Origin of the sequence: [Mannheimia] succiniciproducens MBEL55E (genome assembly GCF_000007745.1) — a bacterium.
Lineage (GTDB): Bacteria > Pseudomonadota > Gammaproteobacteria > Enterobacterales > Pasteurellaceae > Basfia > Basfia succiniciproducens.
Map to the genome: position 1 here is coordinate 2,286,118 of NC_006300.1, position 26,383 is coordinate 2,312,500.

Annotated in this window: 22 protein-coding genes and 1 rRNA gene (1 of these 23 cut by a window edge); 8 read left to right on the plus strand and 15 right to left on the minus strand. The window is 43.2% G+C overall.

What is annotated here, in order from left to right; translation table 11 throughout:
• Positions 1–27 precede the first annotated feature (27 nt).
• The 6 genes from hybE to hybO are packed head-to-tail and all read right to left on the minus strand — an operon-like array spanning position 28 to position 6,123.
• A complete protein-coding gene (hybE, locus tag MS_RS10735) occupies positions 28–540 on the minus strand; it encodes a hydrogenase-2 assembly chaperone (protein ID WP_011201504.1) in 513 nt (170 codons plus the stop codon).
• Positions 541–547: 7 nt separating this feature from the next.
• Positions 548–1,027 carry a HyaD/HybD family hydrogenase maturation endopeptidase gene (locus MS_RS10740; protein WP_011201505.1) on the minus strand — a complete coding sequence of 160 codons (480 nt, stop codon included), beginning with the start codon at positions 1,025–1,027 and terminating at the stop codon, positions 548–550.
• The gene (gene hybC, locus MS_RS10745) at positions 1,027–2,736 is read right to left on the minus strand and encodes a hydrogenase 2 large subunit (RefSeq protein WP_011201506.1); all 1,710 of its coding nucleotides are present in this window, start codon (positions 2,734–2,736) and stop codon (positions 1,027–1,029) included. Before hybC ends, MS_RS10740 begins: the two co-directional genes overlap by 1 nt.
• Before the next feature lie 12 nt (positions 2,737–2,748).
• Positions 2,749–3,969: a Ni/Fe-hydrogenase cytochrome b subunit gene (gene hybB / locus MS_RS10750; RefSeq protein ID WP_041640108.1), complete on the minus strand. Its 1,221-nt coding sequence runs from the start codon at positions 3,967–3,969 to the stop codon at positions 2,749–2,751.
• Positions 3,962–4,954: a hydrogenase 2 operon protein HybA gene (gene hybA, locus MS_RS10755; protein ID WP_011201509.1), complete on the minus strand. Its 993-nt coding sequence runs from the start codon at positions 4,952–4,954 to the stop codon at positions 3,962–3,964. The genes hybB and hybA overlap by 8 nt, the downstream gene beginning before the upstream one ends.
• A 2-nt stretch (positions 4,955–4,956) precedes the next feature.
• A complete protein-coding gene (gene hybO / locus MS_RS10760; protein ID WP_041640109.1) occupies positions 4,957–6,123 on the minus strand; it encodes a hydrogenase 2 small subunit in 1,167 nt (388 codons plus the stop codon).
• A gap of 264 nt (positions 6,124–6,387) precedes the next feature.
• Here hybO and trmA point away from each other — a divergent pair, with 264 nt between their 5' ends.
• Both trmA and MS_RS10770 read left to right on the plus strand, forming a co-directional pair.
• Positions 6,388–7,482: a tRNA (uridine(54)-C5)-methyltransferase TrmA gene (gene trmA, locus MS_RS10765; protein ID WP_011201512.1), complete on the plus strand. Its 1,095-nt coding sequence runs from the start codon at positions 6,388–6,390 to the stop codon at positions 7,480–7,482.
• Between the two features lies 1 nt (position 7,483).
• A complete protein-coding gene (locus MS_RS10770; protein ID WP_011201513.1) occupies positions 7,484–8,242 on the plus strand; it encodes a class I SAM-dependent methyltransferase in 759 nt (252 codons plus the stop codon).
• A 150-nt stretch (positions 8,243–8,392) separates the two neighbouring features.
• On the opposite strand, the gene acnB is transcribed toward MS_RS10770, so the two are convergent.
• Together acnB and icd are read right to left on the minus strand one after the other, a co-directional pair.
• Positions 8,393–10,999, minus strand: a complete 2,607-nt coding sequence (gene acnB / locus MS_RS10775) for a bifunctional aconitate hydratase 2/2-methylisocitrate dehydratase (RefSeq protein ID WP_011201514.1) — start codon at positions 10,997–10,999, stop codon at positions 8,393–8,395.
• 29 nt (positions 11,000–11,028) lie between these two features.
• The gene (icd, locus tag MS_RS10780) at positions 11,029–12,276 is read right to left on the minus strand and encodes an NADP-dependent isocitrate dehydrogenase (RefSeq protein ID WP_011201515.1); all 1,248 of its coding nucleotides are present in this window, start codon (positions 12,274–12,276) and stop codon (positions 11,029–11,031) included.
• A gap of 279 nt (positions 12,277–12,555) precedes the next feature.
• On the opposite strand from icd, the gene MS_RS10785 reads away from it, so the two are divergent.
• On the plus strand, positions 12,556–13,839 hold the full coding sequence (locus tag MS_RS10785) for a citrate synthase (RefSeq protein ID WP_011201516.1): 1,284 nt from the start codon (positions 12,556–12,558) through the stop codon (positions 13,837–13,839).
• 64 nt (positions 13,840–13,903) lie between these two features.
• On the opposite strand, the gene xylB is transcribed toward MS_RS10785, so the two are convergent.
• Together xylB and xylA are read right to left on the minus strand one after the other, a co-directional pair.
• On the minus strand, positions 13,904–15,349 hold the full coding sequence (xylB, locus tag MS_RS10790) for a xylulokinase (RefSeq protein ID WP_011201517.1): 1,446 nt from the start codon (positions 15,347–15,349) through the stop codon (positions 13,904–13,906).
• 90 nt (positions 15,350–15,439) lie between these two features.
• Positions 15,440–16,753: a xylose isomerase gene (xylA, locus tag MS_RS10795; protein ID WP_011201518.1), complete on the minus strand. Its 1,314-nt coding sequence runs from the start codon at positions 16,751–16,753 to the stop codon at positions 15,440–15,442.
• Between the two features lie 238 nt (positions 16,754–16,991).
• On the opposite strand from xylA, the gene xylE reads away from it, so the two are divergent.
• Entirely contained in the window at positions 16,992–18,437 is a 1,446-nt protein-coding gene (xylE, locus tag MS_RS10800; protein WP_011201519.1) for a D-xylose transporter XylE, read from the plus strand.
• Between the two features lie 128 nt (positions 18,438–18,565).
• Entirely contained in the window at positions 18,566–19,732 is a 1,167-nt protein-coding gene (locus MS_RS10805) for a XylR family transcriptional regulator (protein WP_011201520.1), read from the plus strand.
• A gap of 42 nt (positions 19,733–19,774) precedes the next feature.
• Here the strand turns inward: MS_RS10805 and MS_RS10810 are convergent, their stop codons facing one another.
• The 5 genes from MS_RS10810 to MS_RS10830 form a co-directional block, all read right to left on the minus strand.
• Positions 19,775–20,158, minus strand: a complete 384-nt coding sequence (locus MS_RS10810) for a hypothetical protein (RefSeq protein WP_011201521.1) — start codon at positions 20,156–20,158, stop codon at positions 19,775–19,777.
• A 112-nt stretch (positions 20,159–20,270) separates the two neighbouring features.
• Positions 20,271–21,104, minus strand: a complete 834-nt coding sequence (manZ, locus tag MS_RS10815; protein ID WP_011201522.1) for a PTS mannose transporter subunit IID — start codon at positions 21,102–21,104, stop codon at positions 20,271–20,273.
• 14 nt (positions 21,105–21,118) lie between these two features.
• Positions 21,119–21,919 (minus strand): PTS mannose/fructose/sorbose transporter subunit IIC, encoded by an 801-nt coding sequence (locus MS_RS10820; RefSeq protein WP_011201523.1) that lies wholly within the window; start codon positions 21,917–21,919, stop codon positions 21,119–21,121.
• A gap of 16 nt (positions 21,920–21,935) precedes the next feature.
• Positions 21,936–22,901, minus strand: a complete 966-nt coding sequence (locus MS_RS10825; RefSeq protein WP_011201524.1) for a mannose/fructose/sorbose PTS transporter subunit IIA — start codon at positions 22,899–22,901, stop codon at positions 21,936–21,938.
• Positions 22,902–23,175: 274 nt separating this feature from the next.
• Positions 23,176–23,733, minus strand: a complete 558-nt coding sequence (locus MS_RS10830) for an RBBP9/YdeN family alpha/beta hydrolase (RefSeq protein WP_011201526.1) — start codon at positions 23,731–23,733, stop codon at positions 23,176–23,178.
• A 307-nt stretch (positions 23,734–24,040) separates the two neighbouring features.
• Here MS_RS10830 and MS_RS10835 point away from each other — a divergent pair, with 307 nt between their 5' ends.
• The 3 genes from MS_RS10835 to MS_RS10845 all read left to right on the plus strand — a co-directional run.
• The gene (locus tag MS_RS10835; RefSeq protein WP_041640111.1) at positions 24,041–25,543 is read left to right on the plus strand and encodes a sodium-dependent transporter; all 1,503 of its coding nucleotides are present in this window, start codon (positions 24,041–24,043) and stop codon (positions 25,541–25,543) included.
• Position 25,544: 1 nt separating this feature from the next.
• A complete protein-coding gene (locus MS_RS11060; protein ID WP_011201528.1) occupies positions 25,545–25,637 on the plus strand; it encodes a methionine/alanine import family NSS transporter small subunit in 93 nt (30 codons plus the stop codon).
• Between the two features lie 364 nt (positions 25,638–26,001).
• A 16S ribosomal RNA gene (locus MS_RS10845) occupies positions 26,002–26,383 on the plus strand; it runs 1,161 nt beyond the window's last position.

A 26,383-nucleotide genomic window follows, 5' to 3' on the forward strand; every position in this document is an offset into this window, starting at 1 on the left:
CACCTACTTATTTTTATTATATTGCGGTTATTTTAACATTGCGCCGAACATATTACGACGGTTTAGATCCGACGGCGCCTTTTGTTTTATTGGCAGGGATAGCAGCATAGTCAGACAGTCTTTGGTTAACTGAACGGCATGCTCTTTACTCAAATTCGCTTCTAAAGGCGAATGTAACGAACAGCTTAAATATTGCGGAACATTATCCAGACTGCTTACCGTAAAATTCAGGGTTTTATAAGGAAATGCAAGAGCAATTTTGTCACCTACCGTGCGCGCTTTCCATTGCTGATTCGGACCGGGAAGCACTAAAACGCTTAACATCCAGGGAGTAAGCGCCATGCCAATCCATTGATTTTCGAATTGCACGAATTTCGGACAGAAACAGGGAATATCCTCACGATAAAAAGGTAAGTCTTTCATATTTTCCGCAACTTTTTCCATTTCTGTTTGAAATAGTTCAGCCGGATTTTGTTCAAATCCGTCAATCAGTTCTAAAAGTGCGGTGGAATTTTCCTGATTTTCGTTATGATTATACATGATATTCCTAATTAATTACGGGAGAAGGTAGACCCAGGTCGGTTAATTGTTGCGCCAAACACTGAAAAACAGCCGGCATTGCATTTTCAACGGTTTTTGTTAAACCTATGTGAGACTCAAGGGATTCGGGCTGAATCCCGATAAGACAAAGATGTTTGGGATATTCGTCGGTTAGTTTTAAGGCCGATAATACATCACAAATACCTAATTGGTGCGGCGATATTTTGCGCGAAAAAAGCGCCGGTACCTGTTCGTCTTTCAGAACGACTATTTCACCGGGCCGCTTGCCGGCAATCACCGCATCAATAATAATTAAATAATCGCGATTTGCCATCACGTCAAGTAATTCCATACCGCAAGTACCGCCGTCAACAAGATCAAAGTGCGGTGTAAAATTCGCATTTTTTTCTAAATGTTGTACGGCTCTTACGCCTATGCCTTCGTCGCTGAGTAAAATATTACCCACACCCAGAATTAACGGCTTCATTATAAGACCTTCACTTTCGTGGTTTCGCCCGTTTCCGTATTCACGACGTGAACGGCGCAGGACATACAAGGGTCGAAGGAATGAATGGTTCGTACCACTTCCAACGGTTTAGCCGGATCCGCCACCGGTGTACCTATTAAAGATTGTTCGTATGGTCCTAAGGCATCATGTTGGTTACGCGGGCCTGAGTTCCAGGTTGAAGGTACAACTGCCTGATAATTTTCGATTTTACCGTCTTTAATCACCACCCAGTGAGATAACATACCGCGCGGTACTTCCCCAAAACCAACACCGCGGAATTCGCCGTTTTCCGGAATATTGGCTTTTAAATAGGCGATGGTGTCGCCTTTACCTATATTATTCACTAATAATTGCCATTGCTGGGTTAATATTTCGTTTAATGCGCAGCAGTGAACCGTACGGCCGATAATACGCCCTAAGGTTGAATGCAAATCATTAATTTCCAAATTGCGACCTGCCAATTGATCATAAATTGATTTCAATTCATTAAAGTGTTTGGTTGTTACTTCATTTTTTGCCGCAAGGTTAGTTAACAAATAAGCTAACGGACCTACTTCCACCACATCATCATAGAATGACGGCGCTTTTACCCAAGAATATTTGCCGTTTTCATCCCATTGGGTATATTTCGGACGGGTTAAACCTGCCCATGGAGCCAGCGCTTCGTCATCTTCATACCAGGCGTGTTTACCGCTTTCTTTAATGCCCTGAACGACAAAATTATCTTTTTGTTGAGTGATCGGGCGGAAAGTGTTCAAATCAAAGTTTTGTAAATAACCGCCGGTTAAAGCAAATTCCGAATTTTCGGCATTAACAGGATATTCGGGAACCGCCAAATAATTACCCGAGGTTTTACCTAAATTTAACCATTCCGGATAATAAGCGGCAAAAATAGCGGTATCAACTTTATAAACCTGATTGATAAAATCATTTAAACGGTCAATACAGGATTTTACATACATTAATCGTTCAAGATTGAGTACGGCTTGAGAATCTAAATTAATCGGGTTAGCTACACCGCCAATGGCTAGATTTTGAATGTGCGGTGTTTTTCCGCCCAGTAACGCTACGACCCGGTTGGCATCGCGTTGGCATTCAAGGGCTTGCAAATAATGGGCGACGGCAATTAAATTGACTTCCGGACTTAATTTCATTGCAGGATGCCCGAAGTAGCCGTTTGCAAAAATACCGAGTTGCCCGCTGTCGGCTAATTTTTTCACTTTAGTCTGTACATTACGAAATTCATTAGCACTGTTTAAACCCCAGCTGGAAACGCCTTTCAGCATATTTGCCGCTTTTTCCGGATCTGCTTTTAATACGGCGGTAATATCTACCCAGTCCATTGCAGAAAGCTGATAAAAGTGCACAATATGGTCGTGAATACTGTGAGCGGCTAAAATCATATTGCGGATATATTGCGCATTTAACGGCACTTTTGCGCCGACGGCGTCTTCCACCGCACGTACGCTGAGAATAGCGTGTACAGTGGTACATACGCCGCAAATACGCTGCATAATCATCCAAGCATCACGAGGGTCGGCGCCTTTAACTATATTTTCCATGCCGCGCCACATTGTTCCTGTTGACCAGGCGTTAGTCACCACACCGTTTTCAATTTCACAATCGATACGTAAATGCCCTTCGATACGGGTGATCGGGTCGATTGTGATACGTTTTTTATCTGTCATGCTTTTTCTCCACTAACTGTTTTTTTGTGCTAAGTTTTCACTTAACGCCGCTTTTTCAGCGATAATATATTCTGATGTTTCTTTATTTGCTTCTTTTAATACCGGTAGTACCGGGAATAAGCGAATAATTAAAATATAGGCGCATACTTCAATAGACACGAAACCGATAGAAATTAATAATTCCTGACCGGAAGGAAAATATTTATAGCCGTTACCCGGGTTATACATAATCATTGAGTAGTCTAAACGCCATAGCGCCGCGCCTAACAGCATGCTTAAAGCGGAAACGAACAACCAACGACCGTCATTACGCCGTTCTCCAAGGAACAATGCCAATAGAGGTAATGTCATTAACCATACTTCCGCCCAGAACATCCAGGCTTCAAATTTAAATAAACCTAAAACATAATGCAGTTTATTGTGATAAATTAATTCGCCGAAACGGAACATCAAGAATAATGCGATTAGTACCGCTGCGGTTTTCGTTAACTGACTGAATAAATGGCGCTCGTCCGGCGCTTGACCGGCAAGGCTTGCCTTTACCACCGAACCTTCAAAAATAACAATAGAAAATCCCATGATAAACGCCGTTAATAAGGAAAATACCGGCAGCATTTCATAGCTTTGCCAGGCTGGGTGGACTTTATGTCCGGCAACAATCATTAATGATCCCATTGAAGATTGGTGCATCATAGGTAACAAGGCGCCCAATGCAATAACGAAGAACATAATTTTATTTAGTTTTTTAAACAGTTTTTTCAAACCGAAAAAACCTAACCATACGGGCGCAAATTCCAGCGTTACCACGCAGATGTAAATAGTCATACAAACCGCGGTTTCAAACAACACGGAATTCGTATTAAACTGACCGGGCAAAAAGAAGTAAGGCAAATGCCAGTATCGTCCCATATCAATAGTAATGGATAAGCCGCCCAGACTATAACCAAACAGGCTTGCTAATAAGGCGGGGCGAACCAACGGGTGATATTTCCCTTTGTTAAAAATATAAACCGTCCAGGCTAAAGCCCAACCGCCGCAGGCAAAGCCGGTTCCCACTAATAAATCGAAGGCAATCCATAACCCCCAGGGATAACCGCCGTTTAATGCGGTTACGGAACCGATGCCGAAAAATAAACGTTTAACGATTAAAGCCAAACAAATCACGGCAAGAGGTGCGAAGAATAAAATCGATGCGGAAATTAATCGACCGCCGACAGGACGCGGATTACTCATTATTATCCTCCTCTTGGTGATGTTCTGGTTTTTTACCGTGCATATTGCGGTAAGTTATAAAGGTTAACCCCGCAAGTCCGACTAAAGGAAGAATCATGCCTCTGTATAAAGTATGTTGTAAGTGGGCGGCACGGGCGCCGGTTGCTATTTCGTCTAATTGAGGCAAACCGAGGTTTTCAAAAGGTACACCGCTTAAAACCAATACCTGAGTACCGCCGCCTTCAATTTCACCGTAAATATGCTGTTCGTAAGCGGGAATTTTCGCCTGATATTTATCTTTGCTGTTTACATGTTGGCGGGGAAATTCATAATCCGTTCCCTGAGTCATACTTAAACGGCGTTTAGCCTCCGCCATTAATTCTTCGCGGGAACCAAAAATAATGGCGCCGGTCGGGCAAACATGGCAACAGCCGGGCAATTTGCCTTGAACAATGCGCTCAACGCCTTTTTGGTTACAAAGTTCGCATTTGCTGATTTGACCCAGAGGATTATCATAATCATATTTAGGCACGTCAAAAGGACAAGCCACCATACAATAACGGCAACCGGTGCAAATATCCGGATCGTAGCCCACAATACCTGTTTTCGGGTTTTTCGTCAGGGCTTGAACCGGACAAACGCTTACACAGTTCGGATCAACGCAATGCATACATTGTTTTTTTATGTAAGCATAACCGTTTTGCGGCTGATCTTTATTGGTACCTTCACCTTCAGACCAAACCTGAATGACATTACGGGTAAAAGGCGATAATTTATCGTTATTGGACCAGGTTTGTTCGCCTTTCGGATTAACCGGCGTTCCGTTGATTTTCTGGCATTCCGCCACACAAGCCTGGCAGCCCACACATAACGTAGAGTCATACAACATGCCTAAGGCACCGGGAATAGGTTCTTGATTTTTGACTTCCGCATGAGCGGCATTTAAAGGTAGCGCAGATGCGACGCCGCCAAGCATGCCTGCTTTTATAAATTTACGTCTATCCATGCTTATTTACCTGTATTGTTGCTGTTTTCTTGCTTTGTTTTTTCTTTTTCCAACTGATTTTTACGTTGGACGGAAAGTTCTTTCAATGTTTCGACCGCAACCCCGGCAAGAACGGCTGTGGCGGCACCCAGTAATGCAATGGCGGTCATGGAAGCGGTTTCCCCTTCCTGATTGGCTACATCCGGTTTTTCAACCCTTGGGGTCGGATTTTCAACATTGGCTAATTGGAAAATACCTTTGGTAAAACCTACGCCTTTTTCATTACAACCGTAACAAGGATGCCCGATACCCACTGGCCAGTTGTTACCGCCCACATCACAGAAATCCAGTGTTGAACAGTTACCGTAGGTTTCTGGGCCTTTGCAGCCCAAATGATACAAACACCAACCGTGACGATGCCCGTAATCACCGTATTCTTTCGCAAAACGGCCGGCATCAAAATGCGGACGGCGATAACAGTTTTCATGAATTAAACGGTCATAGGCAAATAAAGGTCGGTTTAATTTATCCGTTGCCGGTAATTTTTTATAGGTAAGAATATAAGCTACGGTTGCCAGGAAATTATGCGGATTCGGCGGGCAACCCGGAATATTAATAACGGGAATACCGGGCAGAACTTCGGATAAACTTTTCGCACCGGTCGGATTGCCGCCGCTGGAAGGCACCCCACCCCAGGCGGAGCAGGAACCGATGGCAATAATAGCGGCCGCCCCTTTGGCCGCTTCTTTAATATGCTCTATGATGGGGTTGCCCGCTACCATACAGTAAACGCCGCCGTCTTTAACGGGAATAGAACCGTCCACCACTAAAACATACTTTCCTTTGTATTTTTCCAATGCGCGGTGTTTGTTTTCTTCCGCCTGATCGCCAAATGCGGCGGAAAGCACTTCATGATATTCAAGAGAAATCATATCCAGTACAAGGTTTTCAATGCTCGGGTGAGTGGCGCGTAATAAAGATTCCGTACAACCGGTGCATTCCTGCGCGCCAATCCAAATTACCGGCGGGCGTTGAGGGTTGGTTAATGCGTTGGTTATTTCCTCCGCGCTTGCTTTTGAAGTCAACCCCATAGTTGCGGCAAGCGCGGTACATAATTTCATAAAATCACGACGTGAAACATCGGTAACCGAATGAGTTAAAGCAGAAAGTAATCCGTCAGTTCGTTGCATAATTTGCTCCAAATCACATATTTTTTGTATGGTTAATTACGAAAATAATACGCTTAATAAGAAAAAAAAATTTGAGAATTATCAAAAGAACAACAAATTATTCACAAATATTTATTTATAAATTATATATTTAATAACAATTATCATTTCTTTATTTTGATGTTTCGGCAAAAAATCGTTTCAGCTTTGCATTCCGTTGCTCATATTCCGCATTACTGTGTTAAAATTTTGCAAATTTGATTATGGCAACAACAATTTCTCTTTATGCAACAATTACCCATTGAAAAATATTCAGAATTATTAACAAAAAAACAACAAAAACTGACCGCACTTTTAGCGCCTTTTAACGCGCCGGAATTATCGGTTTTTGTATCGCCTGTGCAAAATTATCGTATGCGGGCGGAATTTCGCGTTTGGCATGATAAAGGCGATTTGTATCACATCATGTTTAATCAGCAGACCAAACAGCGTTATCGGGTGGACTGTTTTCCTATCGCAAGCCTGCTTATTAACCGTATGATGGAAAATTTAATTCCATTACTGAAAGAACAGGAAATTCTTACTAAAAAGTTATTTCAAATTGATTATCTCAGCACATTGAGCAATAAAATTATTGTAAGTCTTCTATATCACAAAACGTTAACGGAAGAATGGCAGGCTGCCGCACAGGCTTTAAAAGTGCGGTTGGAAAAACTGGATTTTGATGTGCAGATTGTCGGCCGCGCCACCAAACAAAAAATCTGCCTGGAGCGGGATTATGCGGATGAAGTATTGCCGGTGAACGGGCGTAATTATGTTTATCGCCAGATTGAAAACAGCTTTACCCAACCGAATGCGGCGGTTAATTGTAAAATGCTGGAATGGGCCATTGGCTGCACTAAAAACAGTTCGGGCGATTTGCTTGAACTTTATTGCGGAAACGGTAATTTTTCTATCGCTCTTGCGCAGAATTTCCGCAAAGTATTAGCTACCGAAATAGCTAAACCCTCGGTTGCCGCGGCACAATTTAATATTGCGGAAAACGGCATTGATAACTTGCAGATAATCCGAATGTCGGCGGAAGAATTCACGCAGGCGATGAACGGCGTCCGTGAGTTTAATCGCTTGAAAGGAATTGATCTTAAATCCTATGAATGCAACACTATTTTTGTTGATCCGCCGCGCGCCGGGCTTGATCCCGATACGGTAAAACTTGTGCAAAACTACGATCGTATTTTGTATATTTCCTGCAATCCTAACACCTTGTGCAATAATTTAACGGAATTAACAAAAACACACCGCATTGAAAAAGCGGCGTTGTTCGATCAATTTCCTTATACTGATCACATGGAAAGCGGCGTATGGTTGATTCGTAAATAGCATGAATATTCAACTTATCTGCGAAACCGAAAATTCGCAAAATTTTACCGCACTTTGCAAAGAAAAAGGATTAACTCATGATCCAGCAAGCGTTCTTGCTTTGGTGCAAACGGAAACGGACGGTGAAGTGCGACTTGAATTGCGCAAACTTGACGAGCCCAAACTCGGTGCCGTTTATGTTGATTTTGTCGCCGGTACTATGGCGCACCGCCGTAAATTCGGCGGCGGACGAGGCGAGGCGATAGCCAAAGCCGTTGGCGTGAAAGGAAACGAATTACCTAGCGTAATCGATGCAACCGCAGGTTTAGGGCGGGATGCTTTTGTGCTGGCGTCTATCGGTTGCCGAGTAAGATTGGTGGAACGCCACCCGGTAGTTTATCTGCTGTTGCAAGACGGATTACGCCGCGCTTATGCAGATCCGGAAATTGGAGAAATGATGCAAAAAAATATGCAACTTTTGCCCGTTCATCATATTACCGAACTCAACCCCTTTGAAGATTTTGCCGATGTGGTTTACCTTGATCCAATGTACCCGCATAAACAAAAATCCGCCTTGGTTAAGAAGGAAATGCGGGTTTTCCAATATTTAGTCGGTGCGGATTCGGATTCAAATCTATTACTTGAACCCGCATTAAAACTGGCCAAAAAAAGAGTGGTGGTAAAACGCCCGGATTACGCAGAATTTCTCGCCGAGAAAGCCCCGCAATTCAGCCGAGAAACCAAAAATCATCGCTTTGATATTTATTCGGTGAATGTTTAAAACCTTACCAAAGAATAAGTTAAAACCAGAATAATATTAAAAGTGCGGTCAAAAATTTCATATTTTTTAATATGATAAAGCTAAAAAAGTAGGGACGTCATGTTTGCCGTCCCTACTTATATGCCGTATGTGTAACGGGCGCCTCTTTATTTACACAGCCTGCCGGAAAATCACCTTATCCGCTTTTTTCATATAATTTTCAATTTTATCAAAATTCATATAACGATAGGTGTCGTCTTTATCCTGTTGTAAGTCGACAGTATAGGATAAATATTCTTCCGGTGTCGGCAGTTTGCCTAATAATGCGGCGACAGCGGCCAATTCAGCCGATGCAAGATACACATTGGCGCCTTGTCCCAAACGGTTTGGGAAATTACGGGTGGATGTTGAAACTACGGTGGCATTGTCCGCTACCCGAGCCTGATTACCCATACAAAGCGAGCAGCCCGGCACTTCTATTCTTGCACCGCTTTTGCCGTAAATGCTGTAATAGCCTTCTTCGGTTAATTGCGCGGCATCCATTTTGGTTGGCGGCGCCACCCATAAGCGGGTTGGAATCATCCCTTTGAATTTGTTCAGCAATTTACCGGCGGCGCGGAAGTGTCCTATATTGGTCATACAGGAGCCGATAAATACTTCGTCAATTTTATCGCCTTGCACGTCTGATAACAGGCGGGCGTCATCCGGATCATTCGGCGCGCAAACAATAGGTTCTTTGATTTCATCTAAATTGATTTCGATCACGGCGGCATATTCCGCGTCTTTATCCGCTTCCAGCAATTGCGGGTCGTCAAGCCATGTTTGCATTGCTTTTATGCGACGCTCAAGAGTGCGGGCGTCGCCGTAACCTTCGGCAATCATCCATTTCAATAACGCGATATTTGAATTGAGATATTCGATAATCGGTTCTTTATTTAATTTTATGCTGCACGCGGCGGCCGAACGTTCGGCTGAAGCGTCGGAAAGCTCAAATGCCTGTTCGATTTTCAGATTTTCCAAACCTTCGATTTCCAAAATACGGCCGGAGAAAATATTTTTCTTACCTTTTTTCTCAACGGTTAATAGGCCTTGCTGAATCGCATAATAAGGAATGGCATGAACTAAATCGCGCAAGGTAATACCCGGCTGCATATTGCCCGTAAAGCGGACCAATACGGACTCCGGCATATCCAGCGGCATAACGCCGGTAGCGGCGGCAAAAGCTACCAGTCCGGAGCCTGCCGGAAATGAAATACCGATAGGAAAACGGGTATGGGAGTCGCCTCCGGTTCCTACCGTATCCGGCAATAACATGCGGTTTAACCAGGAGTGGATAACACCGTCGCCCGGGCGCAAAGAAACGCCACCTCTATTCATAATAAAGTCAGGTAATGTGTGATGGGTAACTACATCTATCGGTTTCGGATAAGCCGCCGTATGGCAGAAAGATTGCATAACCAAATCCGCCGAGAAACCTAAACAGGCAAGATCTTTTAATTCGTCGCGGGTCATTGGGCCGGTCGTATCCTGTGAACCCACCGAGGTCATTCGCGGTTCGCAATATTGCCCCGGACGAATGCCTTCGACTCCGCAGGCTCGTCCGACCATTTTTTGAGCAAGGGTATAACCTTTCTCGCTTGCCTGGACGGCTTGCGGTTTTTTGAATATTTCGGATTCGTTTAAACCTAAAGCAAGACGCGCTTTATGGGTTAAACCTCTGCCGATAATTAACGGAATACGCCCGCCAGCCTGGACTTCATCCAACAATACGTCGGTTTTTAAACTAAATTCCGCCAGTACCTGATCCGTATTATGAACGCAGATTTTTCCCGCATAAGGGTAAATATCAATTACATCACCCATATTTAAGGCGCTGACATCCACTTCAATAGGCAATGCGCCCGCATCTTCTAAGGTGTTAAAGAAAATAGGCGCGATTTTACCGCCCAATACAATCCCGCCGGCTCGTTTATTGGGAATATAGGGAATATCTTCACCCATGAACCATAATACCGAATTGGTGGCGGATTTACGGGAAGAGCCGGTACCCACCACATCGCCTACATAAGCAAGAGGAAAGCCTTTTTGTTTTAATGATTCAAGTTGTTTAATCGGACCGACAAGAGTTGGTTGATCGGGGATAATACCTTCTCGCGGCATTTTTAGCATAGCGTTGGCATGTAACGGAATATCCGGGCGTGACCACGCATCCTGCGCCGGTGATAAGTCATCGGTATTGGTTTCGCCGGAAACTTTAAACACGGTAACGGTGATTTTTTCCGCTAATTTAGGGCGATTGGTAAACCATTCGGCATTCGCCCAGGATTGCAGCACTTGTTTTGCATAAGGATTGCCTTGTTCGGCACGTTCCCGTACGTCATGGAAATTATCAAACATTAATAAAATGCCGGATAATTCTTTCGCCGCCGCCGGCGCTAGTTCCGGGTTATCAAGCGCGCTAAGAAGCGGTTCAATATTATAACCGCCTTGCATTTTTCCTAAAATTTCTACCGCACTTTTTGCTGAAATAAGCGGGCAAGCTACATCGCCTTTAGTCACTGCCGAAAGGAAGGAGGCTTTTACATAAGCCGCTTCGTCAACGCCGGCCGGAATGCGGTTTTTAAACAGATCTAATAAAAATTCCGCTTTATCCTGAGGCGGGTTTTTTAGTAATTCAATAAGTTGAGCCGTTTGATCGGCATTAAGCGGCTTGGCGACCACACCTTCTTTTGCCCGCTCGTCAACCTGTTGTTGATATTCTTGTAGAAAGTTAGCCATGGTTATCTCCCTTAAATTCGTTAAGTCGGCTACATATTGGCAATAATGTCTTCGGCAAACTCGGAAGTTGAGCGCAAGGTCGCTCCTTCGAGCATTTCGGCAAAATCAAATGTTACGGTTTTGTCCGCAATAGTTTTGGCAACGGCGTTTACTACTAAATCGGCGGCTTCCAACCAGCCTAAATGGCGCAGCATCATTTCTCCGCTAAGAATTAATGAACCCGGGTTGCCTTTATTTTGGCCGGCAATTTTCGGTGCCGTGCCGTGAGTAGCCTCAAAAATTGCCGCATCGTCACCGATATTGGCGCCCGGTGAAATACCGATACCGCCAACCTGCGCGGCTAATGCGTCGGAAATGTAATCGCCGTTAAGGTTTAAGGTGGCAATCACATCGTAATCTTTAGGATGCAATAACACTTCTTGTAAAAAGGCGTCGGCAATGCAATCTTTAATGATAATTTCGGTGCCCGTATTAGGATTTTTCAATTTCATCCACGGACCTTGATCAATAAGTTCCGCACCGAATTCTTTTGCAACCTGATAGCCCCATTCTTTGAAAGCGCCTTCGGTAAATTTCATGATATTGCCTTTATGTACTAAGGTAAGCGAACTGCGGTCATTATCTATTACATATTGTAAAGCAGCCCGCACCAAACGTTGCGATCCCTGCTTGGAAACCGGTTTAATGCCGATTCCGCAATCTTCGGTAAAGCGGATTTTAGTCACCCCCATTTCCCGTTGCAGGAAGTTAATCAGTTTATCCGCCCCCGGGGAGCCGGCTACCCATTCAACGCCCGCATAAATATCTTCGGAGTTTTCACGGAAAATAACCATATTGACAAATTCCGGGTGTTTAACCGGACTTGGCGTACCTTCATAATAACGAATCGGACGTAAGCAGTTATACAAATCCAAACCTTGGCGCATCGCCACGTTTAAAGAACGAATGCCGCCGCCTACCGGTGTCATTAACGGACCTTTAATCGCCACATGATATTGACGGATCAACTCCAGCGTTTCTGCAGGCAGCCAGGTATTTTCGCCATAAACCTGATTTGCTTTACCGCCGGCATAGATTTCCATCCATGATATTTTACGCGTACCTCCGTATGCTTTTTCCACCGCCGCATCAATCACCGCTTTCATCGCCGGCGTCACATCAACGCCAATACCGTCGCCTTCAATAAAAGGAATAATAGGATTATGAGGGACGATAAGTGCGCCGTTATCGGCGAGTTGAATTTTATCACCTTGTGGAATTTTAACTTTTGATTGCATATTGCCTCCTGCTTAGGGCGAGCCGTAAAAACATTTTCAAATTTAATCAGATATTAGAAACAATATCAGTAATTTATTCAATGTAAATAGGATTATTTAAAAAATTTCTAATTGGGTTAGAAATTTTTTAATAAACAGGCTTGTTTTTTTTATAAATTCAGGTATTAATTAAATTGTTTTAAATTTAAACGCTTCATACTTTGGGATGTTCAGTATATTCGCAAAATTAGAGAATAAATTTTAAAAAGAATTTTTCAGGAATTATATAGGAGTATAAATATGGCCGACAAAAAAGCAACACTGACGGTGGATGGAAAAAATTATGAATTTGATATTGTTAAAGGTTCATTAGGATATGAATCCATTGATATTCACGGTTTAAGCCAAAACAAACTTTTTATGTACGACCCGGGACTTGTTTCGACTGCCGTATGTGAATCCGCTATCACTTATGTGGACGGCGATGAGGGGATGCTGCTTTATCGTGGTTATCCTATCGATCAGCTAGCCTCTAACGCCGATTATCTTGAAGTCAGTTATTTATTACTGTTTGGTGAACGACCTACCAAGCAGCAATATCAGGATTTTTCCAAATTGGTTAAACGTCACACTCTGGTGCACGAACAATTGACCAAATTCTTCCAAGGATTCCGTCGAGATTCACATCCGATGGCGGTAATGTGCGGGGTAAGCGGCGCATTGGCGGCATTCTATCACGATTCTATTGATGTTAAAAAAGAAGAACACCGGGAATTGACGGCAATTCGTTTATTGGCAAAAATTCCGACCCTGGCGGCGATGTGTTATAAATATTCAATCGGTCAGCCGTTTATGTTCCCGCAAAATAACCTGTCTTATGCGGGAAACTTTCTGTATATGATGTTTGCCACCCCTTGCGAGCCTTATGTGGTGAATCCGGTATTGGAACGCGCATTGGATAAAATCTTTATTTTGCACGCGGATCACGAGCAAAACGCCTCAACTTCAACGGTGCGGATTGCCGCATCTTCAGGCGCTAACCCGTTTGCCTGTATCGCCGCCGGTATCGCTTCGCTTTGGGGGCCGTCTCATGGCGGCGCTAACGAAGCCTGTATTAATATGCTGGAAGAAATAGGTACGGTGGATAGAATTCCGGAATTTATTGCCCGGGCAAAAGATAAAAACGACCCGTTCCGCTTAATGGGCTTTGGTCACCGCGTATATAAAAACTACGATCCGCGAGCGAAAGTCATGCGTGAAACCTGCCATGAAGTATTGAAAGAACTGAATATTAAAAATCCGTTGTTCGATGTTGCCAGCGAGTTGGAACGCATTGCTTTAAGCGATCCGTATTTTATCGATCATAAATTGTATCCTAATGTGGATTTTTATTCCGGTATCGTCTTAAAAGCCATCGGTATTCCGACTTCCATGTTTACCGTGATGTTCGCCTTGGCGAGAACTGTGGGTTGGATTGCTCACTGGAAAGAAATGTATAAACAAGGAAACTTTAAAATTGCCCGCCCTCGTCAAATTTACACGGGTTACACGGAACGCGATTTTCCTGCGATTGATAAGGATTAATTCTTAATAACATAAAAAGTGCGGTGAAAATTTTAAAAATTTCACCGCACTTTTATTTTACTTTTTAAAGTCCTTTTACCCGCTGATACAACTCTGCATATTTCGCCCGTTTTTCAGCGTAATATGCGGTGCGTTCGGCATTCGGGTGATAAACTGCTTCCAACGGTAAGGGTTGGCAGAAATCCGCTATATCTTCATGGGGATTTAGCGCGATTTGTGCCAGTTTAGCCGCACCAAGAGCCGGCCCTACGTCACCACCTGTGCGATATTCCATGGTTCTGCCCGAAATATCCGCAAGTAATTGGCGCCAGTAAGCGCTTTTTGCACCGCCGCCTATTAAGGCGATGTTATCCGCCGTGACGCCGGTTTCATGCAATACGTCGATACCGTCCGCCAGAGCGAAGCTCACGCCTTCGATCACGGCTTTTGCCATTGTGGTTTGATCGTCGTTATGGCTTAGTCCCCAGAATACGCCTTTAGCGTAAGCATCGTTATGGGGAGTGCGTTCGCCCGAAAGATAAGGCAAAAAAATCGCCTCGGAATTGACCGCACTTTTTTCCGCTTTTTGAAACAGAGTTTGAATATCCGCAATGCCCGTGGCTTTTTTCACCCAATCTACGGCGGAGGCGGCACTTAAAATAACCGACATTAAATGCCAGCGATCCGGCAGCGCGTGGCAGAAACTGTGTACCGCTTTTTGCGGGTTTGCGGTGAATTTATCGGTGACCACAAAATATACGCCGGAAGTACCCAGTGACAGCATGGCCTGTCCCGTCTGATATAAGCCGATACCGATAGCGCCGGCTGCATTATCGCCGCCGCCGGCAACCACCGGTACCGCATTCATTTTCCAGTTTTTAGCAAGATCAGCATGAAGATAACCCGTGATTTGATTACCTTCAAATAGTTTCGGCATATTATTTTCATCCAGCCCGCAGGCGTTGAGCAGAGATTTATCCCAATCTCGTTTTGCCACATCCAGCCACATGGTGCCTGAGGCATCGGACATATCGGAGGCGTATTCGCCGGTCATCATTAAACGTAAATAATCTTTCGGCAGCAATACTTTACTGATTTTTTCCGCAATAGCGGATTCATGCTTATCTACCCACTTGAGTTTAGGTGCCGTGAATCCCGGCATCATTAAGTTACCGGTAATTTTGCGGGAACGGGGAACGAGTTTTTCCAATTCTTCGCATTCGGCGGAACTGCGTCCGTCATTCCATAGTATTGCCGGACGAAGCACGTTGTTTTGTTTATCTAACAGGGTGGCACCGTGCATTTGTCCGGTTAAACCGATGGCTTTTACCGCAGATAAATTCTGCTGCTGAGCAAGCGCTAACATGGCGAGATTGGTGGCATACCACCAGTCTTTGGGATTTTGCTCCGACCAGAGGGGATGCGGACGGGAAATTGGGAGAGGATGTTGAGTTGTGGCTATAATTTTTTGCGATTCATCAAGCAAAACCGCTTTCACTCCTGAAGTGCCTAAGTCGATACCAATGTACATAATTGTTCTCCGCTGGGCGGGGATTTATTTGCGCCCTTATATAAATAGAAAAAGGGCAGGGATAACTCCCCGCTCCTTGTATCTACGACATTAACGATAAATATAACCGTTCACCAAGTTTTCAATATATTCCTGCTGACCTGAAACCGGGTTAGGGTCAAGGTTTTGCGCCGCTTGAGCCAGCGCTTCCAGTGAAGATTTACCGGCTAATATTTGTTGGCCTAATTCGCCGTTCCAACCCGCATAACGTTGATCGACGATATTTTGTAAAGTGTGATCTTCAACCATTTTAGCGGCGCGTTTTAAAGACAACGCCAATACATCAATCGCGCCGATATGACCGTGGAATAAGTCATAAGGATTAATACTTTGACGGCGGATTTTGGCATCGAAGTTGAAACCTCCCGTAGTTAAACCGCCGGCTTTTAAGATTTCATAAATAGCTAAGGTGTTTTCTTCCACGCTGTTCGGGAATTGATCGGTATCCCATCCTAATTGCGGATCACCGCGATTGGCGTCGATAGAACCTAAAATATCCAGTGCGGCGGCGGTTGCGATCTCATGTTGGAAGGTGTGTCCCGCTAAAGTTGCATGATTCGCTTCAATGTTGACTTTGATTTCTTTTTCTAAACCGAATTGTTTTAAGAAGCCGTAAACCGTCGCCACGTCATAATCGTATTGATGTTTGGTTGGTTCCTGAGGTTTCGGCTCGATTAATAAGGTGCCGCTGAAACCGATTTTGTGTTTGTGTTCCACCACCATTTGCATAAAACGACCGATTTGCTCGCGTTCACGGCGTAAATCCGTATTTAATAAGGTTTCATAACCTTCGCGACCGCCCCATAATACATAGTTTTCCCCGCCTAAGCGTTTGGTTGCGTTCATAGCATTAAACACTTGTGCTGCGGCACGAGTGAAAATTTCAGGATTCGGATTGGTTGCCGCACCGGACATATAACGCGGATTACTGAAGCAGTTTGCCGTACCCCATAATAATTTCACCCCGCTTTCCGCTTGTTTTTGTTCCAGGATATCCACAATAGTATTGAAATTGCGTACATATTCTTGATACGAATTCCCTTCCGGCGCGATATCCACATCGTGGAAACAGTAATAAGGCACACCTAATTTGGTTAGAAATTCAAAGGCGATATCCGCTTTTTGTTTTGCCGCCGCAAGCGGATCCGACATTTTTTGCCAACTGCGATCAAGGGAACCTACCCCGAACATATCGTTGCCGTTCCAGCAGAACGTATGCCAATAACACACGGCTAAACGTAAATGTTCCGCCATGGTTTTACCTAAAATCACTTCATTCGCATTATAGTGTTTGTATGCGAAGGGATTAGTCGAATCCGCACCTTCATATTTTACTTTTTCAATTTTATCGAAGTAGTTTGTCATAATGGTTTCATCCTAGATGAATGAGAGTCAAAATTTAAGTTCGTACTCATCTTCATAAAAATCCAATCGCACTTCAATTACGTTATTTCATTTTCCGATTCAGATAATTGGTAATTGTGCCGTAGATCACAAAAGCAAAAAAACATAATCCAAAAATCATTTTTCGAAATTGAGCTACGGTCTAGAGTATGAAAAATAAACAGCACATGATAAGCATGTTTAATAAAGGAGAATAATTATGTCTGGTGAAAAAACAAGCCGTTATGTTCTCGGTGTGACATTAGTGGCAACATTAGGCGGACTTTTATTTGGTTATGATACCGCAGTTATTTCGGGTACGGTATCTTCGTTGGATACGGTATTTATTCAACCTAAAGGACTGCCCGAAATTAGCGCAAACTCGTTACTAGGTTTCTGCGTGGCCAGTGCATTAATCGGCTGTATTATCGGTGGCGCCTGTGGCGGTTATCTCAGTAGTAAATATGGAAGGAAAAAAGCCTTATTAATTGCAGCGCTCCTCTTTCTTATCTCGGCTTTCGGTTCCGCGTATCCTGAATTTGGTCTAAAAACAATCAATGAAACGAATAACATTCCTTATTATTTAAGTAATTTTCTGATTCAGTTTGTTATTTATCGCATTATCGGTGGTATTGGAGTAGGCATCGCATCCATGGTTTCTCCTATGTATATTGCAGAAATCACGCCGGCCCGTATTCGCGGTAAAATGGTTTCGTTCAACCAGTTTGCCATTATCGCAGGGCAATTAATCGTTTATTTTGTTAACTATTTCATTGCGTTAAATGGAGATAATACATGGTTAAATATGCTCGGATGGCGATATATGTTCCTTTCGGAAATGGTTCCGGCGGCATTATTTTTAATCCTGTTGTTTTTCGTACCGGAAAGTCCGCGTTGGTTAGTATTACAAAATAAATTTTCTCAAGCTGAAATTACTTTATTAAAATTATTAGGCGAACGCTCAGGTAAAACCGAATTACAGAATATCGTTTCTTCATTAGAACATCGCGTTGTAAAAGGAGCACCGTTATTTTCCTTTGGATTGGGCGTTATTGTTATCGGTATTGCGCTCTCTGTATTCCAACAATTTGTCGGTATCAACGTTGCTCTTTACTATGCCCCTGAAATATTTAAATCCCTGGGTGCAAGTACAAACAATGCATTATTACAAACCATTATTATGGGTACCATTAATCTGTCTTGTACTACAATTGCAATTTTTACTGTGGATAAATACGGACGGAAACCGTTACAAATCATTGGCGCCTTAGGTATGGCAATGGGTATGTTTGTACTCGGCATGGCATTTTACGCAAATTTATCCGGAACTATTGCCTTAACCGGCATGCTTTTCTATGTCGCGGCATTTGCTATCTCATGGGGCCCGGTATGTTGGGTACTTTTAGCCGAAATATTCCCTAATGCAATTCGTAGTCAGGCTTTAGCTATCGCCGTAGCGGCACAATGGATTGCAAACTACATTGTTTCCTGGACATTCCCGATGATGGATAAAAGTTCTTATTTAGTTGAACGCTTTAATCACGGATTTGCGTACTGGGTCTACGGCTTAATGGCTATTCTGGCCGCATTATTCATGTGGAAATTCGTTCCGGAAACAAAAGGCAAAACGCTGGAAGAACTGGAATTATTATGGAATAAAAAGTAGCTGCCAGATTTTCATAAATAACACACCATGTTTATGGTGTGTATTTTTATGAAAATCATATAGATAGAATGAAATAGAATGATCTGGTAGTATTTGCTACTATTCTTTCATGACAAAGGAATTCTACAATGAAAAGCGGGTTAAAACATCATCGTATCGCACTGCTTTTTAACGCCAACAAAGTCTATGACAGGGAAGTGATTGAAGGCGTCGGGCAGTATATTCAGGCATCGCAATGTTTGTGGAATATTTTTATTGAGGACGATTTTGTTTATCGGAAGGAAAGTTTACATAACCTGGATATTGACGGCATTATTGCGGATTTTGACGATCCGGAAACGGTCGCCATGCTGGAACATACGGAAATTCCGGTGATTGCCGTGGGCGGTTCTTATCAAAACCCTGCGTTTTATCCTCATTATCCCTATGTGGCTACCGATAATTATGCTCTGGTGGAAACCGCATTTTTGCATTTAAAACAAAAAGGCATTAATCAATTTGCGTTTTACGGTTTGCCGAATGAAACGCCGAAGCATTGGTCGGAAGAGCGCAAAAATGCTTTTATGCAGTTAATGGCGGATTACGGACACCAAACCTATATTTATTTAGGCGAACAGGCGCATTCCGATAATTGGCTTGAAGTGCAATCCAAACTTTGTGACTGGATTAGCCGTTTGCCGCCCCATACGGGAATTATTGCGGTCACCGATGCGCGAGCCAGACACTTATTGCAGGCTTGCGAGTACCTTAACATTGCGGTTCCCGACGAGCTTTGTATTATCGGCATTGATAATGAGGAGCTTATCCAGTATTTATCCCGGGTTTCGCTTTCTTCGGTGGTACAGGGTACCAACCAAATCGGTTATCAGGCGGCAAAATTATTAGATCAGTTACTAAAAGGGCGCCCGGTCAGCCAAACCCCGATTTTAGTACCGCCGTTGCGGGTGGAACAACGCCGTTCCACGGATTACCGTTCTCTTCATGACCCATTGGTTATTCAAGCTATGCACTATATTCGTCATTATGCGACCCAGGGTATAAAAACGGAACAGGTGCTGGATCACTTACGTATTTCCCGTTCTAACCTTGAGCAACATTTTAAAGCCGAGATGAATAAAACCATTCATCAGGTTATTCATGAGGAGAAACTGGATCGAGCAAAAAATATGCTGAAATTTACAGATGTGCCGATCCAGGAGATTTCGGATATTTGCGGTTATCCCTCATTGCAATATTTTTATGCGGTATTCAAAAAAGAATACGGTCAAACCCCCAAAGAATTCAGGGAACGCTAAGGTCTGTTTAGAGAAAAAGTGCGGTCAAATTTTATTGAATTTTTATTTTTTTAACTTTCCTTCCGCATATTGCAATAAAAAACCTAATTCCCTTTTAGCTTTTTCCGACAATACTTTGTTATCCACTAAAATCTGTGTGGCGCGAGCTTGGATGAATCGAATGTAATCTAAATTTTGCGTTTCTTCAAATTGCTTTTTGGCGAAATACATCTCATTGAAATCTTTGGTAATTTGAGAAAGCATAAGCTTTTGCCCGAACATTACCATGAACGCAATTACTAAACAAATCACCGCGGCATAACCACCGTATTGTTTGGAAAAGTAATAACAAAGGCCGGCGATAATAAAAAGTGCGGTCACTAATTTAGACGAATTTTTGAGGTAGCCTTCCGCCGGCGGCGCTTTGATGAAATCTTTGAAGTTCATAAATATTCCTTAAAATTTAACAAAATTTGACCGCACTTTAACAAAAAGTATAGGCAAAAGACAGGGCAATCTTTGGAGAATAGATTGCCCTTAATAATGCGGTTGTTTGTGATTAAGCTAAAATGCCTAACCAATAACCTAAAATACCTACGCCGAATAACGCGAAGATAATGTACATAGCGTTCACTTTTTTACGTAATAGATACATACAGAAGAAAGTGAGAAGCAAAGCGGCAAGGCCCGGCAACAAATCGTTTAATACGCTTTGTACGGTAGTGACTACTTCTTCGCCCATGGCATTGTGGTAACGGGACAATTCCAACGGAATATTAATACTCGTCCATTTGGAAACTAAAGACCCCATAACAAAGAGACCGAGGATTGACGCTCCCTGAGTCAGTTTTTGTAAGCGACCGCCGCCCATATCGGAAACAATTTCAGTTCCTTTTGCGTAGCCGTATTTAAAACCGTACCAACGGGTTAATGCACGGCAGATATTGATACCGATAAAGAATAATAATGGACCGAGAAGGCTGCCGCTAATAGCAAGACCCGCACCAAGAGCGGCAAGAACCGGACGTAACGTACCCCAGAAAATCGGATCGCCCACACCGGCTAACGGCCCCATAAGACCGACTTTAACCCCGCTGATTGCCGCATCGTCAATGTCTGTGGCACCGTTGGCGCGTTCCTGTTCCATAGCGGCGGTCACGCCCATAATGGCGGAACCCACCCAAGGTTGAGTATTGAAGAATTCCAGATGGCGTTTTAATGCCGCCGCCTGGTCTTCTTTTTGGCTGTATAAACGTTTGATTGTCGGAATCATGGATACGCAGAAACCCATAGCTTGCATACGTTCGAAGTTAAATGAACCTAATAAGAAGGTTGAACGCCAGTAAGTTGCGCGAATATCGCGTGCGGTTAATTGTTTTTTATTTTCTGACATAATGTTATTCCTTCTTATAGACCTTCAAGTTCATCATCGGCAAGCTGTTTTTGTGAGGTGCTTGAAGCCGGCAATTGCGCTTGGTTGAAACGCGGATTTAATTGGATATAAATTAAGGCGAGACACGCACCTAACATACCAAGACCTACTAAGTTGTAGTTAGAGAATGAAGCGATAACGAAACCGATAAAGAAGAACGGCATTAACGCACCCGCACGCATCATATTGATAACCATCGCATAACCTACAACAACGATGAAACCGCCGGCGATTTGTAAACCGCGGGTAACCACTTCAGGAATTGCATTTAACGCGGCGGTTACCGTGTCTGTACCGGCAACTAAAGCTACGGCTAAAGTCGGAACGGCAACACGTAAGGCTTGTAATGAAAGACCGGCAAAATGGCAAAATTCAATGCCGCGGAAGTTTGCCTGTGCGGCATAATCATCGGCTTTGTGTTGTAGGAAGATGGTTAATGTACGGACGAAAATGGTCAATACCTGACCGGCTGCCGCAACAGGAATCGCGATAGCAATCGCCGTACCTTTATCCTGACCGCCTTTAATTACAAGAATCGCAGCGATAACGGAGGCAAGTGCCGCATCAGGCGCCATTGCCGCACCTACGTTCATCCAGCCCAGCGCCAGCATTTCAAGCGTACCGCCTACAATAATACCGGTTTGCAGGTCGCCTAAAACCAAACCGATTAATGTACAAGCCACTAACGGACGGTGCGTTTGACGTTCGTCAAGAACGGAACCCATACCGCAAATTGCGGCGACAAGGGTTACAAGGATAATTTCCATTGTAGTCATAGTGTTTTCCTTTTAATTAGAACTTAATTTCATCAAGACGTTTTTTATCAAGTGGTTCCTTTTTATTCGCCGCAACTTGTTGAAGCGACATATCCACGCCTAACTCCAATAATTTGTAGAATGCAGCCAGGTCGGTTTGGTTAATTGCGACGGCTTGTGAGATTAATTGATCCCCTTCATTAAAGGTCATCCCGCCCACATTCACATTTCGAATTTTTACACCGCCTTCAATCAAGCGCACGATATCGGAAGGGTTGGTAACCAACCAAATGATGTTTTTGCCCGCATATTTTGGGTTGTGCCATACTTTGATCGCTTTATCTACGGTGATGACATAGCCTTTCAAATGTTCAGGCACGATTTGCAGCAGTAATTCGCGGCGGATAGCGTCATTGGCAACTTCGTCGCTAATGGCAAAAATAGCCTCGCATTTCACCGCTTTCGCCCATGAGGTCATTACCTGTCCGTGGATCAAACGGCTGTCGATACGCAATAATGAAATATTCATATTGCCTTTTAAGTTCGGATCTCGAGGTGCGGGTGCCGCCGCCGGTGCGACTTCGGCTTTTACCGCCGGTTTCGCCTCTTCTTTTGGCTGACGAAAAGATTTTACCGCAGCCAAGCCCACTTCTTTCGCCGTTTCGACTAATTCCGGCAGGCTTGCGCCGTCTTTAGCATCCAATACTTCTAATAACATCGGTAAGCTGATACCGGTTACGATATCCGAATTTTCATATTCTGCGGCAACGCGGGCGGCGGCGTTATAAGGGCTGCCGCCGAATAAATCCACAAGGAATAGTACGGGTTCGTTTTCAGGCAAAGTAGCGATAATAGCTTTATATTTCGCGACTAAATCGTCACCGCCTTCACCGGGAAGGAAAGTAACGACATGGGTGTTTTCATCTTCACCGAAAACCATCGCCGCTGAGTTGACGATTTCTTGTGAAAATTTACCATGCGTCGCAACGATAAGATGGGTCATTTTTGCATCTCCATTCGATTAATCATGAGGAATTTTTAGATAAAACGTTTCAGCTTGCATTTCAAAAAAAAGCAAACGTTTGCTGATAGAATTAAGTTTATTCTGATTAAAATTATTAGCAATTGGAATAATATAAAAACATGATCTTGATCACGCTTTTGAGGTAGAAAATTAAGCAAAAAAGTGCGGTTAAAAAATGAAAATTTTTATAATGAGGAAGATTGCCTGATATTTTTAATAAAAATTCCCGATTTTCGACCGCACTTTGTAAAAATTAGCCGTTAAATATATTTAAGCATTCTTTTAATAGCAAAGGAAATTCTGTAAAACCCTGGCGGGCCAGAAAATGCCCGGCATTTTCTACAGTTAAATAAGAGGCTTGTAAATTTGCCGCTAATTTTTGCGTGTATTTGGGGGCGACCACTTCATCATTGGAGGAGCCAATCACAATACGTTGCGGAATATTGGCGATTAATTCCGGGTAATAAATCCGTTGCAGGGTAAAAGATGTGAGCTCGGGCAGATTGTCTAAAGGCTCATCAAAACCGGCCACCAGGATCAAACCTTTAATTTTCTTTTTTTGCCGCTGCAAATAGCGCAAGGTAGCGATACAGCCTAAGCTGTGCCCGATAAACACCGTATTTTCATCACATTGGTTGATATACGTTTGATGGTGAGCCAACCAAATTTGCGGATTCGGCTTAGATGAATCTGGCATATCAAAAATATTCGTATGGATTTGATGAGGAATAAGCTGATTTTTTAACCATTGAAACCAGTGGGACTGCGAATTTGCCGTGTAACCATGGGTAATATAAAGTTGTTTCCGCATAAAAATGTTCCTTTTTTGCTGTTATTTTAGGCGGAGGACGGTGAAATTCCAATAAAATTTCTTTCCAGTATTTTATTCCGTAATTATTGTTCGATTTAGAGCTATAAATTAAAGTTTTTATTAAATTAGATTTAATCTCTACATTTTTTGTTTTATTTAAAATAAAAAACTATAAAAATTATAAAAAATAAATAAAAATAATTCATTTTATAAAAAATTAGCCCGATTATGCTATTGACTAGATGATAGATTGGTTTATATTTCCATTTTCATATTATTCAAATTTTAAATTAAAAGGGCTGTGAGAATGACAAAGTCAAATTCTACACGTGAAACATTTTCGGGGCGTCGCGCCTTTATTTTTGCCGCAATCGGTTCGGCTGTCGGTCTTGGAAACATTTGGCGTTTTCCATATACCACTTATGAAAACGGCGGCGGCGCCTTTATTATTCCTTACTTAATCGCCTTATTAACAGCGGGTATTCCATTATTATTCCTTGATTATGCTATTGGTCATCGCCATCGCGGCGGTGCGCCTTTATCTTACCGCCGTTTCAGTAAACATTTTGAAGCTTTCGGTTGGTGGCAGGTGATGGTGAATGTTATCATTGGCCTGTATTACGCGGTAGTTTTAGGTTGGGCGGCAACTTACACCTATTTCTCATTTACTATGGCGTGGGGTGACAAGCCTATCGATTTCTTTATCGGCGAATTTCTGAAAATGGGCGATATTACACAAGGTGTTAGTTTAGAATTCGTGGGAATGGTAGTCGGTCCGTTAATCGCCGTATGGCTGGTAGCGCTTGGCGTGCTGGCTTTAGGCGTGCAAAAAGGAATTGCCAGAACATCCTCGATTTTAATGCCTGTGTTAGTCATTATGTTCTTAATTTTAGTGATCTCGTCCTTATTTTTACCGGGCGCGGCAAAAGGTTTAGATGCGCTATTTACGCCGGACTGGTCAAAACTCTCCAACCCGAGCGTTTGGATTGCGGCTTATGGGCAAATCTTCTTTTCCTTATCTATTTGTTTTGGGATTATGATTACCTACGCATCTTATTTAAAGAAAGAGTTTGATTTAACCGGTTCGGGTTTAGTTGTCGGTTTTGCTAACAGTAGCTTTGAATTATTGGCTGGTATCGGTGTGTTTGCGGCACTTGGTTTTATGGCTGCGGCATCCGGACACGAAGTGAGCGAAGTGGCGAAAGGCGGTATCGGTTTAGCGTTCTTTGCTTTCCCGACTATTATTAACGAAGCGCCGTTCGGTCAGATTCTTGGCGTGTTATTCTTCGGTTCTTTAACTTTTGCTGCGTTAACTTCATTTATTTCGGTAATCGAAGTTATTATTTCGGCAGTACAGGACAAACTTCGAATTCGTCGGGCTAAAGTGACATTTATTGTGGGTGTACCGATGATGATCGTTTCAACCCTATTATTCGGCACAACAACAGGTTTACCGGTGCTTGATGTGATGGATAAATTCGTCAACTATTTCGGTATTGTCGCGGTCGCCTTTGTTTCGTTAATTGCGATTGTTGCCAATGAAAAATTAGGTTTACTGGGCGATCACCTAAATGAAACCTCTTCCTTTAAAGTCGGTTTTATTTGGCGCTTATGTATCGTTATCACAACGGGTATTCTGGCATTTATGCTATTCAGCGAAGGCGCGAAAGTATTCGCCGAAGGATATGAAGGCTACCCTAGTTGGTTTGTTAATAGCTTTGGTTGGGGAATGGCTGTTATGCTGGTTATCGTCGCCGTGCTGCTTTCACGCTTAAAATGGAAAAACGAAGTTCAGGTTTCGGGGGAATAAAATGAGTACGACAGCAATTATTATGATGATTATTTCCTTAATCGTTATCTGGGGCGGGCTTGCGCTTGCAGTTTTGCGTTTACCAAAGGAATAAAAAAATCAGGAAATTCAGACCGCACTTTTAAAGTGCGGTTTGTTTTTTGATGTTTTTTTGACTGAAAAATAAAAGAATTGCTGAAGTTTTCAGCTAATAGTTAAAAATTTAAATTTTTTGACAAAAAAAGCTTGCAAAGGGAGTCGAAATCCCTATAATACGCCTCACACAACGACGCACCGTTGTGAAAACTAACAACAATCCGGTGCGTCGTTCTTTTTTGCTCTTTAACAACTTATCAGACAATCTGTGTGGGCACTTGAAAGATTCGTTTAAACAAAAAATTTAAATAAGACTTAGAGTGCTGAACAAAGTTAATTTAATTAATGATTTATAGTCAGTATTTTGAGCGATTGAACTTTTTAAATTGAAGAGTTTGATCATGGCTCAGATTGAACGCTGGCGGCAGGCTTAACACATGCAAGTCGAACGGTAGCGGGAGGAAAGCTTGCTTTCTTTGCCGACGAGTGGCGGACGGGTGAGTAATGCTTGGGGATCTGGCTTATGGAGGGGGATAACGACGGGAAACTGTCGCTAATACCGCGTAATATCTTCGGATTAAAGGGTGGGACTTACGGGCCACCCGCCATAAGATGAGCCCAAGTGGGATTAGGTAGTTGGTGGGGTAAAGGCCTACCAAGCCGACGATCTCTAGCTGGTCTGAGAGGATGACCAGCCACACTGGAACTGAGACACGGTCCAGACTCCTACGGGAGGCAGCAGTGGGGAATATTGCACAATGGGGG